This is a genomic window from Nostoc sp. FACHB-152, assembly GCF_014697475.1.
Taxonomy (GTDB): domain Bacteria; phylum Cyanobacteriota; class Cyanobacteriia; order Cyanobacteriales; family Nostocaceae; genus Nostoc_B.
The window spans coordinates 1-16,909 of sequence record NZ_JACJRV010000108.1; the positions used below are offsets into that span (position 1 = coordinate 1).

A 16,909-nucleotide genomic window follows, 5' to 3' on the forward strand; every position below is an offset into this window, starting at 1 on the left:
CATCCAAGGGAAACTACAGTACACAACGTGTTAGATTTAACTCTCATTCTTCTGCTTAACTGTTTGTTACATACTTGTAAATTTTTCCGCCGACCTACTTAAGGAGAATGAAAAGTATAATTTATAGCTTAATTTACCTAATTTATTTATGGGAATAGTCTTGTTGTTAATCTTGCTCGTTTGGGTAGCCGTAAACTTTCTAGGGTTATGCTCAGTTACGCTCTCATTTATTAGTTGTCGCACTGTACCAGGATACCGAAATATTGCTATTATCGGCGCAGTTTTTATCCCCGCATTTCTTCTTTATTTAACATTCTTGGATGTCTCAACCAATAAACCCAATCCTAGCCCAACATCTGATATTCAGCTAATGGCAACTATCGTCTGGTCTAGAACTTTTTTAATTTGCTTTTTAGGTGCTTTTGTAACTGCGGCAACCACCCTATTTAAACGCAATGCTATTCGCCGTTACTCTGCACTTGCCTGGGGTTTTCTGATTTCATCCCTTTGTGCTTGTGCATTTATGTTTATCAAATTTTGATGCACACTCTCACCACCAATATAAGTATATAATTTTAGACAGTTTTGAAAAATGATGTAATTAAGCGATGTTAAGGATTGGCTCTGTAATTGGTTCTGTTGCTGGTTCCTTAAGTGGTGCAATTGTTGGTTCAGCTATTGGTTGTGTCGTTGGTATTGGAAGTGGTTCACCAACAGTTGCATTACTCATGCCTTTGGGTGCTTCTGTTGTTGGGTCAGTCATCGGTTCACTAACTGGTTCACTAGTAGGCTCATACTTTGATCACTTCTGGTTTGAGGAGTTATCACGTTATTATGGCTATATTTATCTGAACAATAGGCAACCGATGAAATCTGCGGCTCCCGTCGATTAGAAAGTTTTTCAATATCACACCCACCCTTCCTAAGATTCCAGTTGACCTGTTTGTGTCCTCCAATCTGGCCTAACCTAGCAATTCGCTATTCGCAAGGAATTGAACGATTAAGTCATCGGGGATTGATACAAATTAGCCCAAGAGTAATTTGCTTGTAGATTGCTTACATATAGTAATGGTACTCGTCCGCAAAAGGTAGAATGAAAGCGATCGCAGAATGGCCAACAGACTAAGGACGCGCTGACTACGTTCTATTTGTGGGACTTGCATAATATAGGGATGAATGGAGGTGTTCTAAGCTTCTGTGCGTACAAGTCGCACAATTGAAATTTTGGGGAAAAACTTCAAACCCTCTCCCCTGCCCCCTTGCGGTCTCAATAAGCAAATTAAGTAGTTAGCAGCTTACTGTGCAATGTCCATAGGGTGAGTCTACTGAAACCAGAAAAAATGGTAAACGGCGAGGTAAACAGAATCACATTTGTGTCAGTTTTAGTCGCCAGTTTATTGATGTTTATCGCCTAGTAAAAGGGTACTCAGATGAGGTAAAACAGGATTACTTAAGAGTATAGAGAAATATCTGTGTTTCACTGATTCCTCCCGCATTTATGCAACGCCGAAAATATTAGCGATCGCATTCTGCAAAACTGAAATTGCGATCGCTTACCTACTAAAATTAACTTTGATAAGGGCGCGGTAATTGGCGTAGTTTATGAGCAGTATCTAACTCACTATTGTTTTTTCTGCCATATCCCCAACCCAATATCTTTCGATACTCGCCCATAATGCCACTTTCAATCAAATCATCCTCATTGACTGCAATCTCAGTGTGAGATTGGGGTGCAACATAAAGCGCATCCGCAGGACAATATGCTTCACACATAAAACAAGTTTGGCAGTCTTCTTTACGAGCAATTACAGGTGGTTGGTTTGGAACTGCATCAAAGACATTAGTCGGACAAACTTGAACGCACAGATTGCAATTAATACAGAGTTTATGGCTGACAAGCTCAATCATGATTTTATTTTGGCTACAACTTTGATACAGCAGGTGTGGATGGAGTAGTTGGTACTGGTGACGTAGCAGGCACATCCGTTATCCAATCACGTCTTACCCACAGCTTATCTAGACCGCCAGTGGCTTGGTAATATCGCTGGTTGGGATCAGTTTGGGGATGATCTATGCGGATATGTTCGCTGCGGGTTTCTGTGCGATGTAAAGCACTAAAGTATGCCCATCGTGCGACAGCCGTCAGAGCAACCGCACGACGAGAAAATTCTATATCGCGCACATTATCTTGTTTCGGATTACCTTGTACTTGTTGCCACAGTGTTTCTAATTTAGCGAGGGAATCTAGAAGCTTCTGTTCCGAACGCAAGTAGTTTTTCTCCAATGGGAACATTTGGGCTTGAACACCGCGCACAATCGCATCGTTATCGAATGTTGCAGATGTGGAGGAGTGCGATCGCATTCCCACCTGACCAGCTGCACGTGCAGTTCTTTCATTTGCACGTGCGCCCAAACTCTGGGCAAATTTCGCCGCCCCTTCTCCTGCCCATTGCCCTGTAGAGATTGCCCAAGCAGCATTCGGGCCACCACCTCCAGAAGCTAAACCAGCTAAAAATTCCCGCGATGCTGCATCACCAGCCGCATACAGTCCAGGCACTTTTGTAGCGCAATTATCATCAATAATCCGAACACCACCTGTCCCCCGGACTGTACCTTCTAAAATCAATGTCACAGGTACTCTTTCTGTATAGGGATCAATCCCAGCTTTTTTATAAGGTAGAAAAGCGATGAAATGAGACTTTTCAATTACAGCTTTAACTTCCGGTGTAGCTCTATCTAAACGAGCATAAACAGACCCTTTCATCAAAGCATTTGGTAAAAAGGCAGGATCACGACGACCATTAATATAGCCGCCTAAATCTTTACCTGCTTCATCGGAATAACTCGCCCAACCAAAGGGAACACCCCGCGTTACTGTGGCATTAAAAGCAGTTGAGATTGCATAGTGATTGGAAGCTTCCATGCTGGAGAGTTCGCCACCAGCTTCTACCGCCATTAGCATTCCATCACCTGTATTAGTATTGCAACCTAATGCTTTACTCAAGAATGCACAACCGCCATTCGCCAATACTACGGCACCCGCACGAACTGTATAAAAACGATGATGTTGTCGTTGTACACCCCTTGCCCCAGCCACAGAACCATCTTCAGCAACTAAAAGCTCTAGAGCCGGACTTTGGTCAAGAATCTGCACTCCAGAACGCAGCAAGTTTTTTCGCATTACCCGCATATATTCTGGGCCATAATAACTCTGACGCACAGATTCCCCATTTTCTTTCGGGAAACGATAACCCCAATCTTCTAATAAGGGCAAACTCAGCCAAGTTTTTTCAACTACACGCTCTATCCAACGCAAGTTAGCCAAGTCTTTTCCTACACGATAACGCTCTGAGACAACTTTTTCCCAGTTCTCTGGAGAAGGAGCCATGATGCCATTACCACTCGCAGCAGCAGCACCACTCGTACCCAGAAAACCTTTATCAACAATGATGACTTTGACACCTTGAGATGCTGCTGCCCATGCTGCCCATGCTGCGGCAGGGCCACCACCAATCACCAGCACGTCAGCATTTAGTTGTAGTTCATTTTCTGTGAGCAATTTCTTTCTCCTTTTTGGTGTTACGTTAGCCGCTAATTTATTTGTGATGAATGAGTGCTGTTTTGTCGGACTAAACTATGCAGAAAATAGAGTCTGCATAACATACACAAAGAGTACGTAAAACGAATTACAGATAGTATGATACTCTAACTATTAGTTTGTCAAACATTAAGTATTGCAAGTTAATCTTATAACTTTTGCCTGCTGAGATATTTCTATGCAACTTTTTGCAAGTGTCGCACGCGCGGCATAATTTCTTCGGCAAAACGTGTCATCTCTCGGACAAAGGGATTAAATTGCAGCATGAAAGTATCGATACCTGCATCAACGAAAGCTGCAACGCGAGTGGCGACTGTATCGTAGCTGCCAACTAAACCTGCGGCTGTACCACCATTCCCCCCAACCGCCGGATTTTTAGCAAAGAGTTGAAACATCACCGCTTCTTTGTCAACGCCTTTAGCAACACTTAATTTATATTGTTCTTCCAGCTTTTGCAGTGTCATCAGTCGTTCTAATTCTGCTTGTGCTTCTTCATCGGTGGGACGCGCAATGACAAAGGCTGATAAACCAAAACGCACTGGTTGGGGTAAAGAACGGGGACGGCTGATAACTTGTTGAATTACTTTGCGAACATCTTCAATTGGTTGACCGTTGATGAAGTAAACATCCGCTTGTTGCGCTGCTAATATCTGCGCTGACTCTGATGCGCCTCCAAGATAAATGCGTGGATAGGGTTGAGCAACAGGGAAGGGTCGAAAACTTAAATCTTGAATTTTGAAATATTCACCCTCAAAGTTAACCCTCTCACCACTCCACAAGGCTCTTACTACTTGCAACCATTCACCCGAATAACGATAACGTTCATCGTGAGGCGGAAAGGGAATATTAGTCCGCTCCATTTCTGGACGGAACCAAGCACTAATTAAGTTAATGGCGAAACGTCCCTGACTAATTGCATCAATTCCTAAAGCCATCTTTGCTAGGACGGCTGGGTGAAATAACAAAGGTTTAATTGCGGCGATAATTTCGATAGAGTCTGTGGCTTCTGCTAAGGCTGCACAAGCTGTCCAAGTTTCTAACTGTTCTAAATCGAAGCTGCGAGGGTTAGCAAGGTGCTGTGCAACTAAGGTTGTGACATATCCTAAACGTTCTGCTTCTAATACTAGCGATCGCGTGCGTTCATAACTAGCATCAATCGGTTCATCTGGCGTATTGAGAGGGCCAAAGTTACCGCCCACAGGCGACCAAATACCGTAGCGTGGTTCTGACACTTTTACCTCCAATTGTCATGAACTGCGTACACAAGAAAACATAAAAGAGAGACTAATCTTTTTACTCAGCACTTTCAATTCAGGGAATGAAGAAATACAAAATTTAACTACCCTCTTGTTTTTTGTCTCCATTTATGCAAATCTCATATTATTCTACGATAAGTTGGTAGATTTGCCGTAGAATATTTACAGGTGCAAAATTAAATTTTAGTGCCGACTACAAAGGTTCTAGAAAGCTATGTCTGAACCACGCTATGGGATATGGATTCCCGTTTACGGCAACTGCGGCGTAATGAACCATCCTCTTGAACCTCGTGATGCTAGTTACGCACGAGCCAAGAATTTAATTCGGTTGGCTCAAAGGTGCGGATTTACGACAACTTTAATAGCGCAACATATCATCAATCCCAGGAACCAAGAACTTGACCAGCTAGAAACCTGGACAGCCGCAGCAGCACTTGCAGAAGCGACAGACTCTATCGAGATTATTGCAGCAGTTAAGCCATTACTGTTTCATCCTGCCGTCTTAGCAAAGATGGCTTTAGGTATTGATGCGATTAGTCGTGGACGTTTTGCGATTAACTTAGTCAGTGCTTGGTTCAGACCAGAAATGGAAAAACCAGGGATCAACTTCCTTCCCCACGATGAACGTTATCGATATTCTGACGAATGGATTAGAGTTGTCAAAGCTCTGTGGAGTGGGGAAAAAGTTAACTTTCACGGCGACTATTTTCACATCAACGATTTGAAGTTGAATCCTCCACCTGTCGCTAAACCTTATCCGCGTGTGTATGTAGGGGGAGAGTCAGAACCAGCCCAAGAATTAGCCGCAAAAGAAGCGCATACATTTTTCCTCAACGGTCGCCCTATTGAAGTCATCCGTGAAACTATTGCTCAAGTTACGAAAAAAACTAAGTTTCGCGCTCAACCTCTAGGCTTCGCCATGTCAGCCTTTGTTATTGCTCGACCGACAGACGAAGAAGCACAAGCAGAATATCAAAACCTCAGAGCAATGGTACTTGCCCAAGACGATCGCACAGAACTACTCAAAGGCGTAGATTCTGAAGTAGTCATGTTCAAAAATATGGCTAAATATCCGGGTGTAGGAAGCAATGGTGGTACAGCCGCAGGATTGGTTGGGAGTTATGAAACCGTAGCCCAGGGCATTACTGAATTCACCAAAGTAGGAATTGATACTTTCATGCTGCAATTTCAACCCTTTGCTACAGAAATGGAGCGTTTTGCTGCGGAGATTATACCAAGAGTAAGAGCGTTAACGGTTGAAAGTGAAGCGATCGCCAACGCAAAAATAGGAGCTAAGAATTTTAGATTTTAGATTGAATGCAAAAATCTTTTTCTACTCCTCACTACCCAAAGGAAACTTTATGACTGCAATTTTAACTCGTCCAGCTTGGACTACAGATTTAGAACTGGAAATATTCGATAAATTAGTTGATAAACACGCACCGCACATTCCGAAAAAGCGATTAGTTGAACCCAGACCACCAGAAACTGATGAAGAAAGAGAGAATTTTTATCGTTTTCGTGTAGCTGGTGCAGCCCATGATTTATTTATTGTGCAAGTCTGCGCTAAGATAATTGATTCCTTTGCTGACCCAGAATTACAGCTATTTTTGAGCAGACAAATAGGAGATGATGGCGCACACGCCCAAAATACTCGTTTAAGAGCGCAGGCGATATCTGGACATGACCCAATAGAAGATATCCAAAAGCAAGTACAGAAGCATTGGGATTATATGGGTGATTTGCCTATTCGTAATTGGCAAGGCTGTTTAGCATTTGAATTACATTATGAACTGCATATTGTGGCTTTGTTATTTATCAATAGCCGTACTAGCAAAATCAATGACCCAGCTTCAGCTGAGTATGCAGCAGAAAGAATCTTGCCAGATGAAGCAGTTCATCGTTTAGGCGTTATTGATTGGTGGCAACGTAAATTTGATCGCGCCTCACAAGCCGAGAAAGAAGATTTAATTGCCCAAGTTCTAGAAGCTGATGAAGAAGGTCAACGTCGGCGCAATTCTTATCTTAGGAATCATTGGCAATTGAGTCAAAAAGCTATTGGGATTGAAACTGATGATTTGCCGATACTTTACGATGCTTGGCGGCGAGAAGTTTTGTCTTACTTCTTTGATATACCCGTATCTAAGCTGCCCAAAATTGTGAGTGTCAATGATTGATAAATATTAAATTAAAAGGTAGAATAACAACTACTTTTTTATTTATTTAAGCTGTATTCATAACACCTTTTAGCATTACTAATTATTTTAATAATTAGTAAGCTTTTTCTTTTTTATTTGCTGACAGCAATTATTTTATTTGGGACTTAATATATTAAGAAATTCAATTTTGGTCGTAACGAACACAACAATTATTTAGTTAACAAGTATATTATATCTTTTTTAATAGAATTAATTTCTAGGCAGGTAATTTTAGCTAAATTTAACTAGTATTTTTGCATAAATTAAAGATGTTTTTATATGCCTAAGATTAATTCCTAATAATTGCAAAAACCCCAAGAGTACATTGAAATAATGTGACATAAAGGAGGGTTAATTTATGTTAAGGCAAATGATAAATAAAATTTTAGGTGTTTTCAAAGGGAGGGAATTATTTAAGCATCAAAAAATTAAGGTTTTTGCTGTATTGTTTGTATTGGGTATGGGATTAAGTTTGGCGATCGCATCTTGCGCCCCCAGTAATTCAACTGATACATCTGCACAAAAACCCCAAGTTCCTAAGCTCACAGTGCTGAAAATGGGTCATCAAAAAGGGATGGCGTTGCTGAATATTGTCAAAGCACAAGGAAGTTTAGAAAAGCGATTACAACCCTTGGGTATATCTGTAACGTGGAATGAGTTTTCCTCTACAGCACCGCTTTTAGATGGGATGGGAGCAGGTGCAATCGTTTTTGGTGGTGGTGGCGGTACAGGAAGCGTGTTTGCTCAAGCCGGCGATAAACCCTTTGTCAGAGTTGCAGCCGGTACAGGTAGCACCAGAGGTTCCGCTATTTTAGTTCGAGAAGATTCCCCAATCAAAACACTTACTGATTTAAAAGGTAAAAAAGTTGCTTTTGCAAAAGGTTCTGGTCAACACTACATTATTGTGCGTGCTTTAGAAAAAGTTGGATTGAAATTTAGTGATATTCAACCTTTATATCTGACACCAGCCGAAGCCTTACCAGCATTTGAACGTGGTGATATTGATGCGTGGTTAATTTGGGATCCTTATACTGCTGAGGCTGAACGTAAATTGCGGACTCGTTTATTAGCAGATAATAGCACTGTCTTTGGAGATAAAGCTGCACTAGAAAGCCCTAGCTTTTATTATGCTGCTCCAGATTTTGTCCGCGATCATCAAGACATTCTCAAGATAATTTTACAAGAGCTAGAAAAAGCTGGTACTTGGTCTAGAGACAACTATAAAGATTCAGCCAAACTACTTTCTAAAGTGTACAAAATTGATTTGAAAACAATGGAAACCGTAGAAGAACGCGGTGGTCAACGGCAGGTGTTACCTGTTACAGATGAAGTTTTGAGTGGTTTGCAACGTATGGCAGATACATTTTATGAACTCAAAATTATCCCGAAAAAAATAGATGTCAAGGATAAAAACTATAACTGGATTCCTGACCAAAAGTGGTAAATCAATATAGCCCTTAATTATAACCATGAAATTACCTGCTAACATTAACCGTCGATTCTTTGTCATAGCCATTACATCATTTGCGGCTTCTACAATATTTTCTAGCTGTAGTTCACCACAAAATAATTCTGCTGCTAATACAACTGCAAATTTATCAGCAACCCCAGCCGCTAACACTACCACAACCACAACCAAAGAAAAAATTAAAGTTGGTGTCACACCAGTTCCAGCCGGAGAAATTTTAGAGTTTGTCAAAAAGAATTTAGCTCCAGAAGCTGGGCTAGATATTGAAATTGTTACTTTCAATGACTTTGTGCAGAATAATACAGCTTTGAAAGATGGCGTAATCGATGCTAATTATTTTCAACATATTCCTTTTATGGAAGACTATGGCAAGAAGCACAACTTTGAAATGTATGCTTTTACGCCGCAAATTCATTTAAATCCAGTAGGACTTTTTTCTAAAAAATATAAGACTCTCAAAGATGTGCCGAACAAAGCTCTGGTGACAATTCCTGATGATCCTAGCAATGCTCATCGGGCTTTAAAAGTCTTGGAAGCATCAGGTTTAATCAAACTTAAGGAAAATGTTCGTCCAGCAAGCCCTAAAGATATCATTGAAAATTCCAAAAATATTCAAATTAAAGAAATACCAGGAGCGCAAGCAATTCCCAGTCTTCCTGATGTGGATTTAGCCGGAATTACAGGTAATTGGATTGTCCAAGCTGGATTAAAAACTGATAAAGATGCTTTAGCTTTAGAGACAGCTAAAGACCCAATTTATGCTGTTACCGTCACAACATTAAAAGGTAAAGAAACCGACCCCAGAATTCAAAAACTCTATAAGTTGTTGCGGGATGATAAAGTCAAACAATTTATTAGAGATAAATACCAAGGTGCAGTGATTCCCATTCCTTAAAAATATTAACAATTAATTGTGGGGGAATTCTGAAATGATCACATTTACCGATGTTCGCAAAGTTTATCATCAAGGCAACCAAAAAGTTGTTGCATTAGATGGTGTGAGTGTTCATGTCAAACCAGGAGAAATTTTTGGCGTTTTAGGTCAAAGTGGAGCAGGTAAAAGCACATTAATTCGTTGTGTTAATCAACTAGAAAAACCAACATCAGGTTCAGTTGTTGTTGATGGGCAGGAAATAACAAAACTGTCGGGAGATAAATTGCGTCGCGCCCGTCAACATATTGGAATGATTTTTCAACACTTTAATTTACTGAGTTGCCGAACTGTAGCCCAAAATATTGCTTTTCCTTTGGAAGTGATGGGTGTTAGTAGACTGCAACGCCGTGCAAAGGTAGAAGAATTAATTTCACTTGTGGGTTTACAAGGTAAAGCTGATGCTTATCCAGCACAACTTTCTGGTGGTCAAAAGCAACGGGTAGGTATTGCTAGGGCTTTGGCTGGGGAACCAAAAGTTTTACTTTCCGATGAAGCGACATCTGCACTTGATCCCCAAACTACGAGGTCAATTCTTGACTTGTTACACGACCTGAACAAGCGTATGGGTTTGACAATCTTGTTAATTACTCATGAAATGGCTGTAGTCAAGCAAATCTGCGATAGTGTGGCGGTACTCAATGCTGGCAGAATTGTCGAAAAGGGATATGTGAGTGATTTAATCGCCAAACCAGAATCATTTCTTGCCCAAGAATTTTTTCCTCGTCGGAATGGTTATAGACCAAAACCCGGTGCTGTTATCGCCACGATCGCCTTTGCTGGAGAACAAGCAAGTCAACCTATTTTCGCCACCTTAGCCCGTAATTTTGATGTAGATGTGAATATCCTCAGTGGAAGTGTGGAAACAGTAGGCGATCGCAGAGTTGGTCAATTCCACGTCGAATTATTAGGTCAAAAGATAACGCAAGCTTTGAAATATTTACACGAAGCCGAATTTGAAGTGGAAGTACATTGAATCCCAATTTATTATGGTTAGTTTAACAAGAATAAAACGGCGATATTTTCTTTTAGGCACAGGAATAGCGTTAGCGAAGCTTAACGTAGTTATCGCATCTACTCTAATCGCCAGTTGTCAACCAAATAAAAATTCATCTCAACAACTCAGCACTGTCAAAGTGGGAATTACCCAGCTAGTCCCTGAAGACATTCTGAAGTTTGTTCAAAAAGAGTTGGCAGTGAGTCAAAACTTAAATGTTCAACTGATCAAGTTTAGCGATGGCATACTTGCTAACAATGCGCTGAATAGTGGCGAAATTGATGCTTATCTAGGTCAGCATCAAGCCTTTATGGAAAATATCGCTAAAAGACTCAATCTAGATTTAGTCATGCATCCCCGCATTTTTTCTTATGTATTCGGACTCTATTCAAAACGATTGCAAATCAAATCAATCGATGAACTTTCTCCGAATGCATCAGTCGGTATTGCCAATGATCCCATCAATCAAGATCGTGGCTTAAGATTACTCAGAGTTGCAGGTTTAATCAAGCTCAGGGATAATTCCGATGATTTATTCACTATTAAAGATATCAAAGAGAATCCGAAAAACTTGCGAATACAAGGAGCAGATGGGACTTCCTTAGTAAGAGCATTAGACGATTTAGATGTTGTTGCGTTATATGCAACTTCACTGGCCAATGCAAAAATAAAGTTAGATCCTATCCTTATAGACCCAACTAATCTAGAAGAAAAATATAAAGCAGGCTTGACAACTTTGCGGTCGAAAGCAAATGATTCCAATATCAAAAAACTCGATCAATTGGTTGTTCATCCCAAGGTGAAAGATTTTATTGCTAATACATATCAAGGGACGATCGCACCTGCATTCTAAACATGATCAGGAGGAATAATGAGCAGAATAAAGCAATTAAAACTAGGTGCATTCATGCGCCCGGTAAGCATACATACAGGGGCTTGGCGTTATCCTGGGGCTATACCTGATGCTAATTTCAACTTCCCTGCACTGAAACGATTCATCCAGAAACTCGAAGCAGGCAAGTTTGACGCATTTTTCATGGCAGATCACTTAGCAGTGCTAAATATGCCAATCAACGCCCTGAAACGCAGTCATACTGTCACCTCCTTCGAGCCTTTTACCCTGCTGTCTGCCCTCGCTACTGTCACCGAACACATCGGATTGGTAGCTACGGCTTCCACAACTTATGACGCGCCTTACCACATCGCTCGCCGCTTTGCCTCTCTCGACCATATCAGTGGCGGTCGCGCTGGCTGGAACATCGTTACCACAGCCAATCCTGACGCAGCACTCAACTTTGGTTTAGAAGAAGAGATAGAACATGATGAACGCTATCGACGAGCTAGAGAATTCTATGATGTGGTTACAGGTCTTTGGGATTCCTTTGCTGACGATGCGTTCATTCGGGATGTGGAAGCCGGGATTTATTTTGACCCTGACAAGCTTCACGTTCTGAATCATAAAGGAAAATATCTCTCGGTGCGGGGGCCATTGAACATTGCTAGACCTGTGCAAGGCTGGCCTGTAATCGTTCAGGCGGGTGCATCGGAAGCTGGACGACAATTAGCTGCCGAAACCGCCGAGGCTGTGTTTGCACCGGCGGGTAATTTGGAAGCTGGCAAAGCTTTATTTGCAGACATCAAAGGACGGGCGAAAGCAATTGGACGTGACCCAGATAGTATAAAAATATTACCTGGTGCTTTAGTTGTGGTCGGGGAAACCGTCGCCGAAGCCCAAGCCAAGCGTGTTTATTTAGATAGCCTCGTACATTATGACAGTGGAATTGCCAGCTTAAATGGTGCGCTGGGCTACGATGTCTCCGCTTTTGACCCTGACGGCCCCTTACCAGATATTCCCCCAACCAATGCCGGACACTCTTCACGGGAAAGAGTCATCGCCTTAGCACAACGTGAAAATCTTACTATTCGACAACTGGCGCAACGCGTTGGCAGTTATGGCGGGTTGGCTTTCGTTGGTACACCCCAAACTATCGCCGATGAGATGGAAAAATGGCTATTTGAGGAAGGTTCTGACGGTTTCAACATTATGTTCCCTTATCTGCCGGAAGGGTTGAATGATTTCGTTGACAAGGTTGTGCCAGAACTCCAAAGCCGTGGAATTTTTCGCCAAGAGTATGAGGGGGCAACGTTGCGTGAGAATCTCGGACTGGTGCGTCCGGTTAATCGCTTTTTTCAAACCAGTCTGGTGTAAACTGCGATCGCTAGTATCACACCAATTGTTCATTCCTTTTGCCACTTGCATCAATAGCACAGTCATCCTTGCTGCTTGATTTTTAAATTAGCTTGTGGTAAATTCCGTGCAATCACAATCTACTATAAATCTATAGATTTATAGTAGATTGTTGAGGTTAGAGAGTTTATAAACCGAGTCTAACTACAAAATAAAAAATTCCCATCTTGAACTTTTACATCATTCCAAAATCAGTTCTTTAATTAAGCCTGTATTTTAAACCCCAAACAATTGGCAATAGATCATGGTAGCAATATTAAAAAAATGCAACTTTCTCCTATTCTTAGTAGCCGGATTATTTACCGTTTCGATAAGCCTAGTAGGTTGTAGCTCACAAACTACAGAGAAAACTGCTGTTGCCTCTAGCAACATCAAGACCAAAGTCTTAAAGATGGGCTATCAGTCGGCGGGAGATATAGTCAAGGTTAAAGGAGTTTTAGAGAAGCGTTTAAAGCCACTTGGTATTTCTGTAGAGTGGTCGAAATTTGCCGCCGGGCCGCAACTTCTAGAAGCAATGAATGTCGGAAGTGTAGATTTCGGTTTTGTTGGTGAAACTCCACCTATCTTTGCTCAAGCTTCTGGTGTTCCTTTCGTCTATGTTGCTAGTAGTAAACCTGGTACTGGTGAAGGAACTGCTGTTGTAGTAGATAAAGACTCTTCAATTAAGACGGTAGCTGATTTAAAAGGTAAAGGATTAGCTTTTCAAAGAGCTACAGCACAACAGTACTTCGTTGTCAAAGTTTTAGAAGAAGCGGGATTAAAACTTAGTGATGTGAAACATATTAACCTCACACCATTAGAAACTCGTGCAGCATTTGAACGCAAGAGCGTTGAAGCTGCGGTAATTGGCGATCCGCATTTGGCCGTATTTCAAAAAACTGGTAGTGTTCGCGTTCTCCGCGATGGGAAAAATATTACTACCCAAGGAGGCTATTGGCTAGGTTCGCGCACCTTTGTCAAAGAGAACCCTGAGCTAGTCAAAGCCATTTTGGAAGAGATTAACAATATCGGGAAATGGGCTGAAAGCAACCCAAGAGAAGTTGCTGAACTAATTTCACCCGAAGCAAAAATTGATGTTCCCACATTGGAATTAGTTTCAAGGCGACGATTTTACACTCTCAGACCTTTAAGTGAAGAAGTTTTATCAGGACAGCAGAAGATTGCTGACTTGTTTTATGAGCAAAAGTTCATCACAAAGAAAATCAACGTTAGGGATGCAACTCTCTCTGCTGAACAGTATGCTGCTTTTACTCCCACAGATGTTAAGCCGTAAGGAGCAATTCAGTGAAAGACTGATCATTAAGACCGCAGGGGAGCAGGGGAGAGGGTTTGTTTCTACACCAATACATCCAGTAATAACTGATTAACCGGATATGGTGTTACCACTCACAAATATAAATTCTTTATAGAATATTCGGAGATAGAAACTAATGATTAAGAGTCCAGAGAAACTCGCAGATAAGACCATTCAGTTTTCGGCTCCTGTAAGAGCAAATTCGCCAGAACTTCACCAGCTTTTTGATTTTATTGCACTGGGAGCAAGTGAACGCGATCGCGATCGCATCTTACCTTTTGATGTGGTTGAATTAATCCGGCGTTCCAGGTTAGGTGCATTGCGAATACCCGTGACTGAAGGTGGCGGTGGTAGCACTGCACGGGAACTATTCGAGGTCGTGATTAAGCTAGGAGATGCAGATCCTAACGTTGCTCACATTGTGCGGAATCATTTTTCTGTCACAGAGCGAATTTTGCGTTCAGAACGCACAGAAAGAAATCGTCGCTGGCTAAAAGCCGTGGCTGATGGGGCAATTATTGGACTCGCTTCTACCGAACTAGAAGTTAAACGGGCTGGCGGTGGTCAAGTTGTGAATACAAAATTAACACCCGATGGCGACGGCTATCGTCTGAATGGCACGAAGTATTACAGTACAGGCAGTCTCTATGCAGACTTGATTTTTGTGCGTGTACTAGTACCCGATAGCACTACGGCGTTTATTCTCATCCCAACCAAGCGTGAGGGAATTGATTTGATAGATGATTGGGACGGTTTCGGGCAAAGACTTACAGGCACAGGAACTACTAATTTCACTAATGTCCGTGTAGAGGCACATGAAGTAATTTTTGAGACAGATATAGACAAAGACAACCTGCCATACAATATCGTCCCGCAATTATTCTTGACTGCTATTAACGCTGGCATTATTCGCAGCGTGCTGCGTGATGCCACAACCCTAGTCCATAAACGTCCTCGGACTTTCTACCATGCCGTATCTGAGCAAGCAGCAGAAGATCCAATTTTGCAGCAGACTGTTGGGCAAATTGCGGCCAATGCCTTTGCAGCCGAAGCAATTGTCTTAGCCGCCGCCGATGGATTAGATCGCCTTCCTGCTGCGAAAGCCCAAGGTGAAGAGGCAGAAACGGCTGCGGCTTTAGAAACTTCTTTGAACGCAGCCAAAGCGAAATTGATTGTTGATGACTTGGCTTTACGTTCAGCTACTTTACTATTTGAAGTTGGTGGGGCTTCGACAACGAAAAAAAGCTCAAACTACGATCGCCACTGGCGCAATGCTCGTACTTTATCCTCTCATAACCCAAATCACTTTAAGGCGCGTGCGATTGGGGACTATGAGATAAATGGTACGCCATTGCCGCAGAGAGGATTTTTCTAGAGGTTGTAAGGGTTTAAGGGTGTAGGGGGAAGAGATAAACATGATATGCGATTTATTCTTGATACCCCTCTCCAAACCTCTCCCCCACACCCTGTCTTAACAAGACTTTTATTTGTGAAATTCAACTATGAGCATAATTGATACTACTGCTGTCAGAACGGAGATAAAAGCGATGTCTGGCGACAAGCCGCTTTGCGTCTACGCCTCTCCTACAGACTATCCTGATAGTCCATTATCTCAAGCTCTCAAACAGCCTGTATTACTAGGCTTATTCTTACCAATTCATCATGGTGGCTGGAGTTCATCACATTTACCTCGCACTACCGATTGGTCGTTTGACTACAATGCTAAATTGACCCAAAAGGCTGAAGAATTGGGGTTTGACCTCGTTTTTGGTTATTCTACATGGCAACCGAAGGGTGGACAAGGCCCAACTCGCACAGAAGCTGGTTTAGATGCGTTCATTGCAACAGCCTCTCTGGCTGGGATGACTTCGCGGATTCTCTTAATTTCCACTATTCATGTTCTTTATGGGCCTTGGCATCCCATTCATTTAGCTAAATTTGGGGCGACATTAGATCACATTTCTAAAGGTCGCTGGGGAATTAACGTTGTCACCGGACACCGGGCTTATGAGCATGAATTGTTCGGTTGGAGTCAAATCGAACACGATCGCCGCTATGAAATGGCTGATGAATTTGTCACTGTCTTAAAGAGACTTTGGTCAGAAACCGAGAACTTTTCTTACCAGAGTCAAAAAAGCTCTTGGCAGTTCAAAGATGCTTACATTAGCCCTCGTCCGCTTTATGGTCGTCCTGTTTTAGTTAACGCCACTGGTTCAGATGCGGGTATCGAGTTTGCAGGCCGTCATTCTGATATCGTGTTTATCACCAGTCCGGCTGGCGGAGATATAGACAGTGCTTTGTCATCCTTACCAGCCCATACTGAGCGCGTGAAACAATCTGCGATCGCCCAAGGTAGACAAGTCCGCACGCTGCTAAATCCGTTGATTGTTTTGCGAGAAACGGAAAAAGAGGCAGAAGAATATGCCCAAGCCATTGTTGACCATGCTGATCATGAATCAATTGCAGGACGTTCCCGTGTCAGCAGTGATGCCCACGCTTGGAGAGGGCATCAAAAGGGAAATCTGCGTCATAGCGTTGGCAGTGCGATCGGCGGTAATGTGCAGTTAATTGGTTCACCCGAACAAATAACCGAACAACTTTTGCAACTGCATAAAGCTGGTGTCGATGGTTTCCAGATAGCCTTCTACGATTTTGAGCCTGATCTAGATTTATTCGGTAAGCGCGTTCTACCACTATTAAAACAGGCTGGTCTGAGAATTTAATTCCTACACCCTAACACCCTTCTTCAAAGATGCAAGGACAAGAACTACTACAAAGCTTATTGCAAGCTACTAGCGAAACATTTTACATGGTAGGTCAATACCTTAGCCAATTTACGAGGGTTTAATGCCTGTAGAAACGGGATGAATACGTCCTAAAGAAGTAAGCTTGGCAAAAATCTGGGTTAATAAAATAGGC

The 16,909-nt window shown here is 42.1% G+C and carries 15 protein-coding genes and 1 pseudogene; 13 read left to right on the forward strand and 3 right to left on the reverse strand.

The window, feature by feature from the left end; all coding sequences use genetic code 11:
* The first annotated feature begins 148 nt into the window (after nt 1-148).
* The 3 genes and pseudogenes from H6G76_RS33140 to H6G76_RS33150 all read left to right on the forward strand — a co-directional run.
* The gene (locus H6G76_RS33140) at nt 149-541 is read left to right on the forward strand and encodes a hypothetical protein (RefSeq protein WP_190710324.1); all 393 of its coding nucleotides are present in this window, start codon (nt 149-151) and stop codon (nt 539-541) included.
* Between the two features lie 67 nt (nt 542-608).
* A complete protein-coding gene (locus H6G76_RS33145) occupies nt 609-893 on the forward strand; it encodes a hypothetical protein (protein ID WP_190710326.1) in 285 nt (94 codons plus the stop codon).
* 407 nt (nt 894-1,300) lie between these two features.
* Nucleotides 1,301-1,459 (forward strand): annotated as a pseudogene (locus H6G76_RS33150) (IS1 family transposase); the annotation flags it as partial.
* 107 nt (nt 1,460-1,566) lie between these two features.
* Here H6G76_RS33150 and H6G76_RS33155 read toward each other — a convergent pair.
* The 3 genes from H6G76_RS33155 to H6G76_RS33165 form a co-directional block, all read right to left on the reverse strand.
* Nucleotides 1,567-1,908 carry a 4Fe-4S binding protein gene (locus tag H6G76_RS33155; protein ID WP_190710328.1) on the reverse strand — a complete coding sequence of 114 codons (342 nt, stop codon included), beginning with the start codon at nt 1,906-1,908 and terminating at the stop codon, nt 1,567-1,569.
* 13 nt (nt 1,909-1,921) lie between these two features.
* Nucleotides 1,922-3,559, reverse strand: coding sequence for an FAD-dependent oxidoreductase (locus H6G76_RS33160; protein ID WP_199337612.1), 1,638 nt, complete (start codon nt 3,557-3,559; stop codon nt 1,922-1,924).
* 215 nt (nt 3,560-3,774) lie between these two features.
* Nucleotides 3,775-4,830 (reverse strand): LLM class flavin-dependent oxidoreductase, encoded by a 1,056-nt coding sequence (locus tag H6G76_RS33165; RefSeq protein ID WP_190710330.1) that lies wholly within the window; start codon nt 4,828-4,830, stop codon nt 3,775-3,777.
* 238 nt (nt 4,831-5,068) lie between these two features.
* Here H6G76_RS33165 and H6G76_RS33170 point away from each other — a divergent pair, with 238 nt between their 5' ends.
* The 10 genes from H6G76_RS33170 to H6G76_RS33215 all read left to right on the forward strand — a co-directional run bounded on the left by H6G76_RS33170 (nt 5,069) and on the right by H6G76_RS33215 (nt 16,713).
* Nucleotides 5,069-6,166 (forward strand): LLM class flavin-dependent oxidoreductase, encoded by a 1,098-nt coding sequence (locus H6G76_RS33170; protein WP_190710332.1) that lies wholly within the window; start codon nt 5,069-5,071, stop codon nt 6,164-6,166.
* A gap of 49 nt (nt 6,167-6,215) precedes the next feature.
* Nucleotides 6,216-7,031 carry a hypothetical protein gene (locus H6G76_RS33175; protein WP_190710334.1) on the forward strand — a complete coding sequence of 272 codons (816 nt, stop codon included), beginning with the start codon at nt 6,216-6,218 and terminating at the stop codon, nt 7,029-7,031.
* Nucleotides 7,032-7,410: 379 nt separating this feature from the next.
* Nucleotides 7,411-8,496, forward strand: a complete 1,086-nt coding sequence (locus tag H6G76_RS33180; protein WP_199337614.1) for an aliphatic sulfonate ABC transporter substrate-binding protein — start codon at nt 7,411-7,413, stop codon at nt 8,494-8,496.
* Between the two features lie 25 nt (nt 8,497-8,521).
* Complete coding sequence (locus H6G76_RS33185; RefSeq protein ID WP_199337615.1) at nt 8,522-9,415, forward strand: MetQ/NlpA family ABC transporter substrate-binding protein; 894 nt, start codon at nt 8,522-8,524, stop codon at nt 9,413-9,415.
* A 34-nt stretch (nt 9,416-9,449) separates the two neighbouring features.
* Nucleotides 9,450-10,427, forward strand: a complete 978-nt coding sequence (locus tag H6G76_RS33190) for a methionine ABC transporter ATP-binding protein (protein ID WP_190710335.1) — start codon at nt 9,450-9,452, stop codon at nt 10,425-10,427.
* Nucleotides 10,428-10,440: 13 nt separating this feature from the next.
* Complete coding sequence (locus tag H6G76_RS33195) at nt 10,441-11,301, forward strand: MetQ/NlpA family ABC transporter substrate-binding protein (RefSeq protein WP_190710338.1); 861 nt, start codon at nt 10,441-10,443, stop codon at nt 11,299-11,301.
* Between the two features lie 18 nt (nt 11,302-11,319).
* On the forward strand, nt 11,320-12,657 hold the full coding sequence (locus tag H6G76_RS33200; protein WP_190710340.1) for an LLM class flavin-dependent oxidoreductase: 1,338 nt from the start codon (nt 11,320-11,322) through the stop codon (nt 12,655-12,657).
* Nucleotides 12,658-12,940: 283 nt separating this feature from the next.
* Nucleotides 12,941-13,969: a sulfonate ABC transporter substrate-binding protein gene (locus tag H6G76_RS33205; RefSeq protein ID WP_190710342.1), complete on the forward strand. Its 1,029-nt coding sequence runs from the start codon at nt 12,941-12,943 to the stop codon at nt 13,967-13,969.
* 157 nt (nt 13,970-14,126) lie between these two features.
* Nucleotides 14,127-15,365, forward strand: coding sequence for an acyl-CoA dehydrogenase family protein (locus H6G76_RS33210; protein ID WP_190710344.1), 1,239 nt, complete (start codon nt 14,127-14,129; stop codon nt 15,363-15,365).
* A gap of 127 nt (nt 15,366-15,492) precedes the next feature.
* Nucleotides 15,493-16,713, forward strand: coding sequence for an LLM class flavin-dependent oxidoreductase (locus tag H6G76_RS33215; protein ID WP_242056625.1), 1,221 nt, complete (start codon nt 15,493-15,495; stop codon nt 16,711-16,713).
* Nucleotides 16,714-16,909 lie beyond the last annotated feature (196 nt).

Coding starts and splice junctions, on each gene's coding strand:
- H6G76_RS33140 (WP_190710324.1), top strand. CDS start 149: ATGGGAATAGTCTTGTTGTTAATCTTGCTCGTTTGGGTAGCCGTAAAC.
- H6G76_RS33145 (WP_190710326.1), top strand. CDS start 609: ATGTTAAGGATTGGCTCTGTAATTGGTTCTGTTGCTGGTTCCTTAAGT.
- H6G76_RS33155 (WP_190710328.1), bottom strand. CDS start 1,908: ATGATTGAGCTTGTCAGCCATAAACTCTGTATTAATTGCAATCTGTGC.
- H6G76_RS33170 (WP_190710332.1), top strand. CDS start 5,069: ATGTCTGAACCACGCTATGGGATATGGATTCCCGTTTACGGCAACTGC.
- H6G76_RS33175 (WP_190710334.1), top strand. CDS start 6,216: ATGACTGCAATTTTAACTCGTCCAGCTTGGACTACAGATTTAGAACTG.
- H6G76_RS33180 (WP_199337614.1), top strand. CDS start 7,411: ATGTTAAGGCAAATGATAAATAAAATTTTAGGTGTTTTCAAAGGGAGG.
- H6G76_RS33185 (WP_199337615.1), top strand. CDS start 8,522: ATGAAATTACCTGCTAACATTAACCGTCGATTCTTTGTCATAGCCATT.
- H6G76_RS33190 (WP_190710335.1), top strand. CDS start 9,450: ATGATCACATTTACCGATGTTCGCAAAGTTTATCATCAAGGCAACCAA.
- H6G76_RS33195 (WP_190710338.1), top strand. CDS start 10,441: ATGGTTAGTTTAACAAGAATAAAACGGCGATATTTTCTTTTAGGCACA.
- H6G76_RS33200 (WP_190710340.1), top strand. CDS start 11,320: ATGAGCAGAATAAAGCAATTAAAACTAGGTGCATTCATGCGCCCGGTA.
- H6G76_RS33205 (WP_190710342.1), top strand. CDS start 12,941: ATGGTAGCAATATTAAAAAAATGCAACTTTCTCCTATTCTTAGTAGCC.
- H6G76_RS33210 (WP_190710344.1), top strand. CDS start 14,127: ATGATTAAGAGTCCAGAGAAACTCGCAGATAAGACCATTCAGTTTTCG.
- H6G76_RS33215 (WP_242056625.1), top strand. CDS start 15,493: ATGAGCATAATTGATACTACTGCTGTCAGAACGGAGATAAAAGCGATG.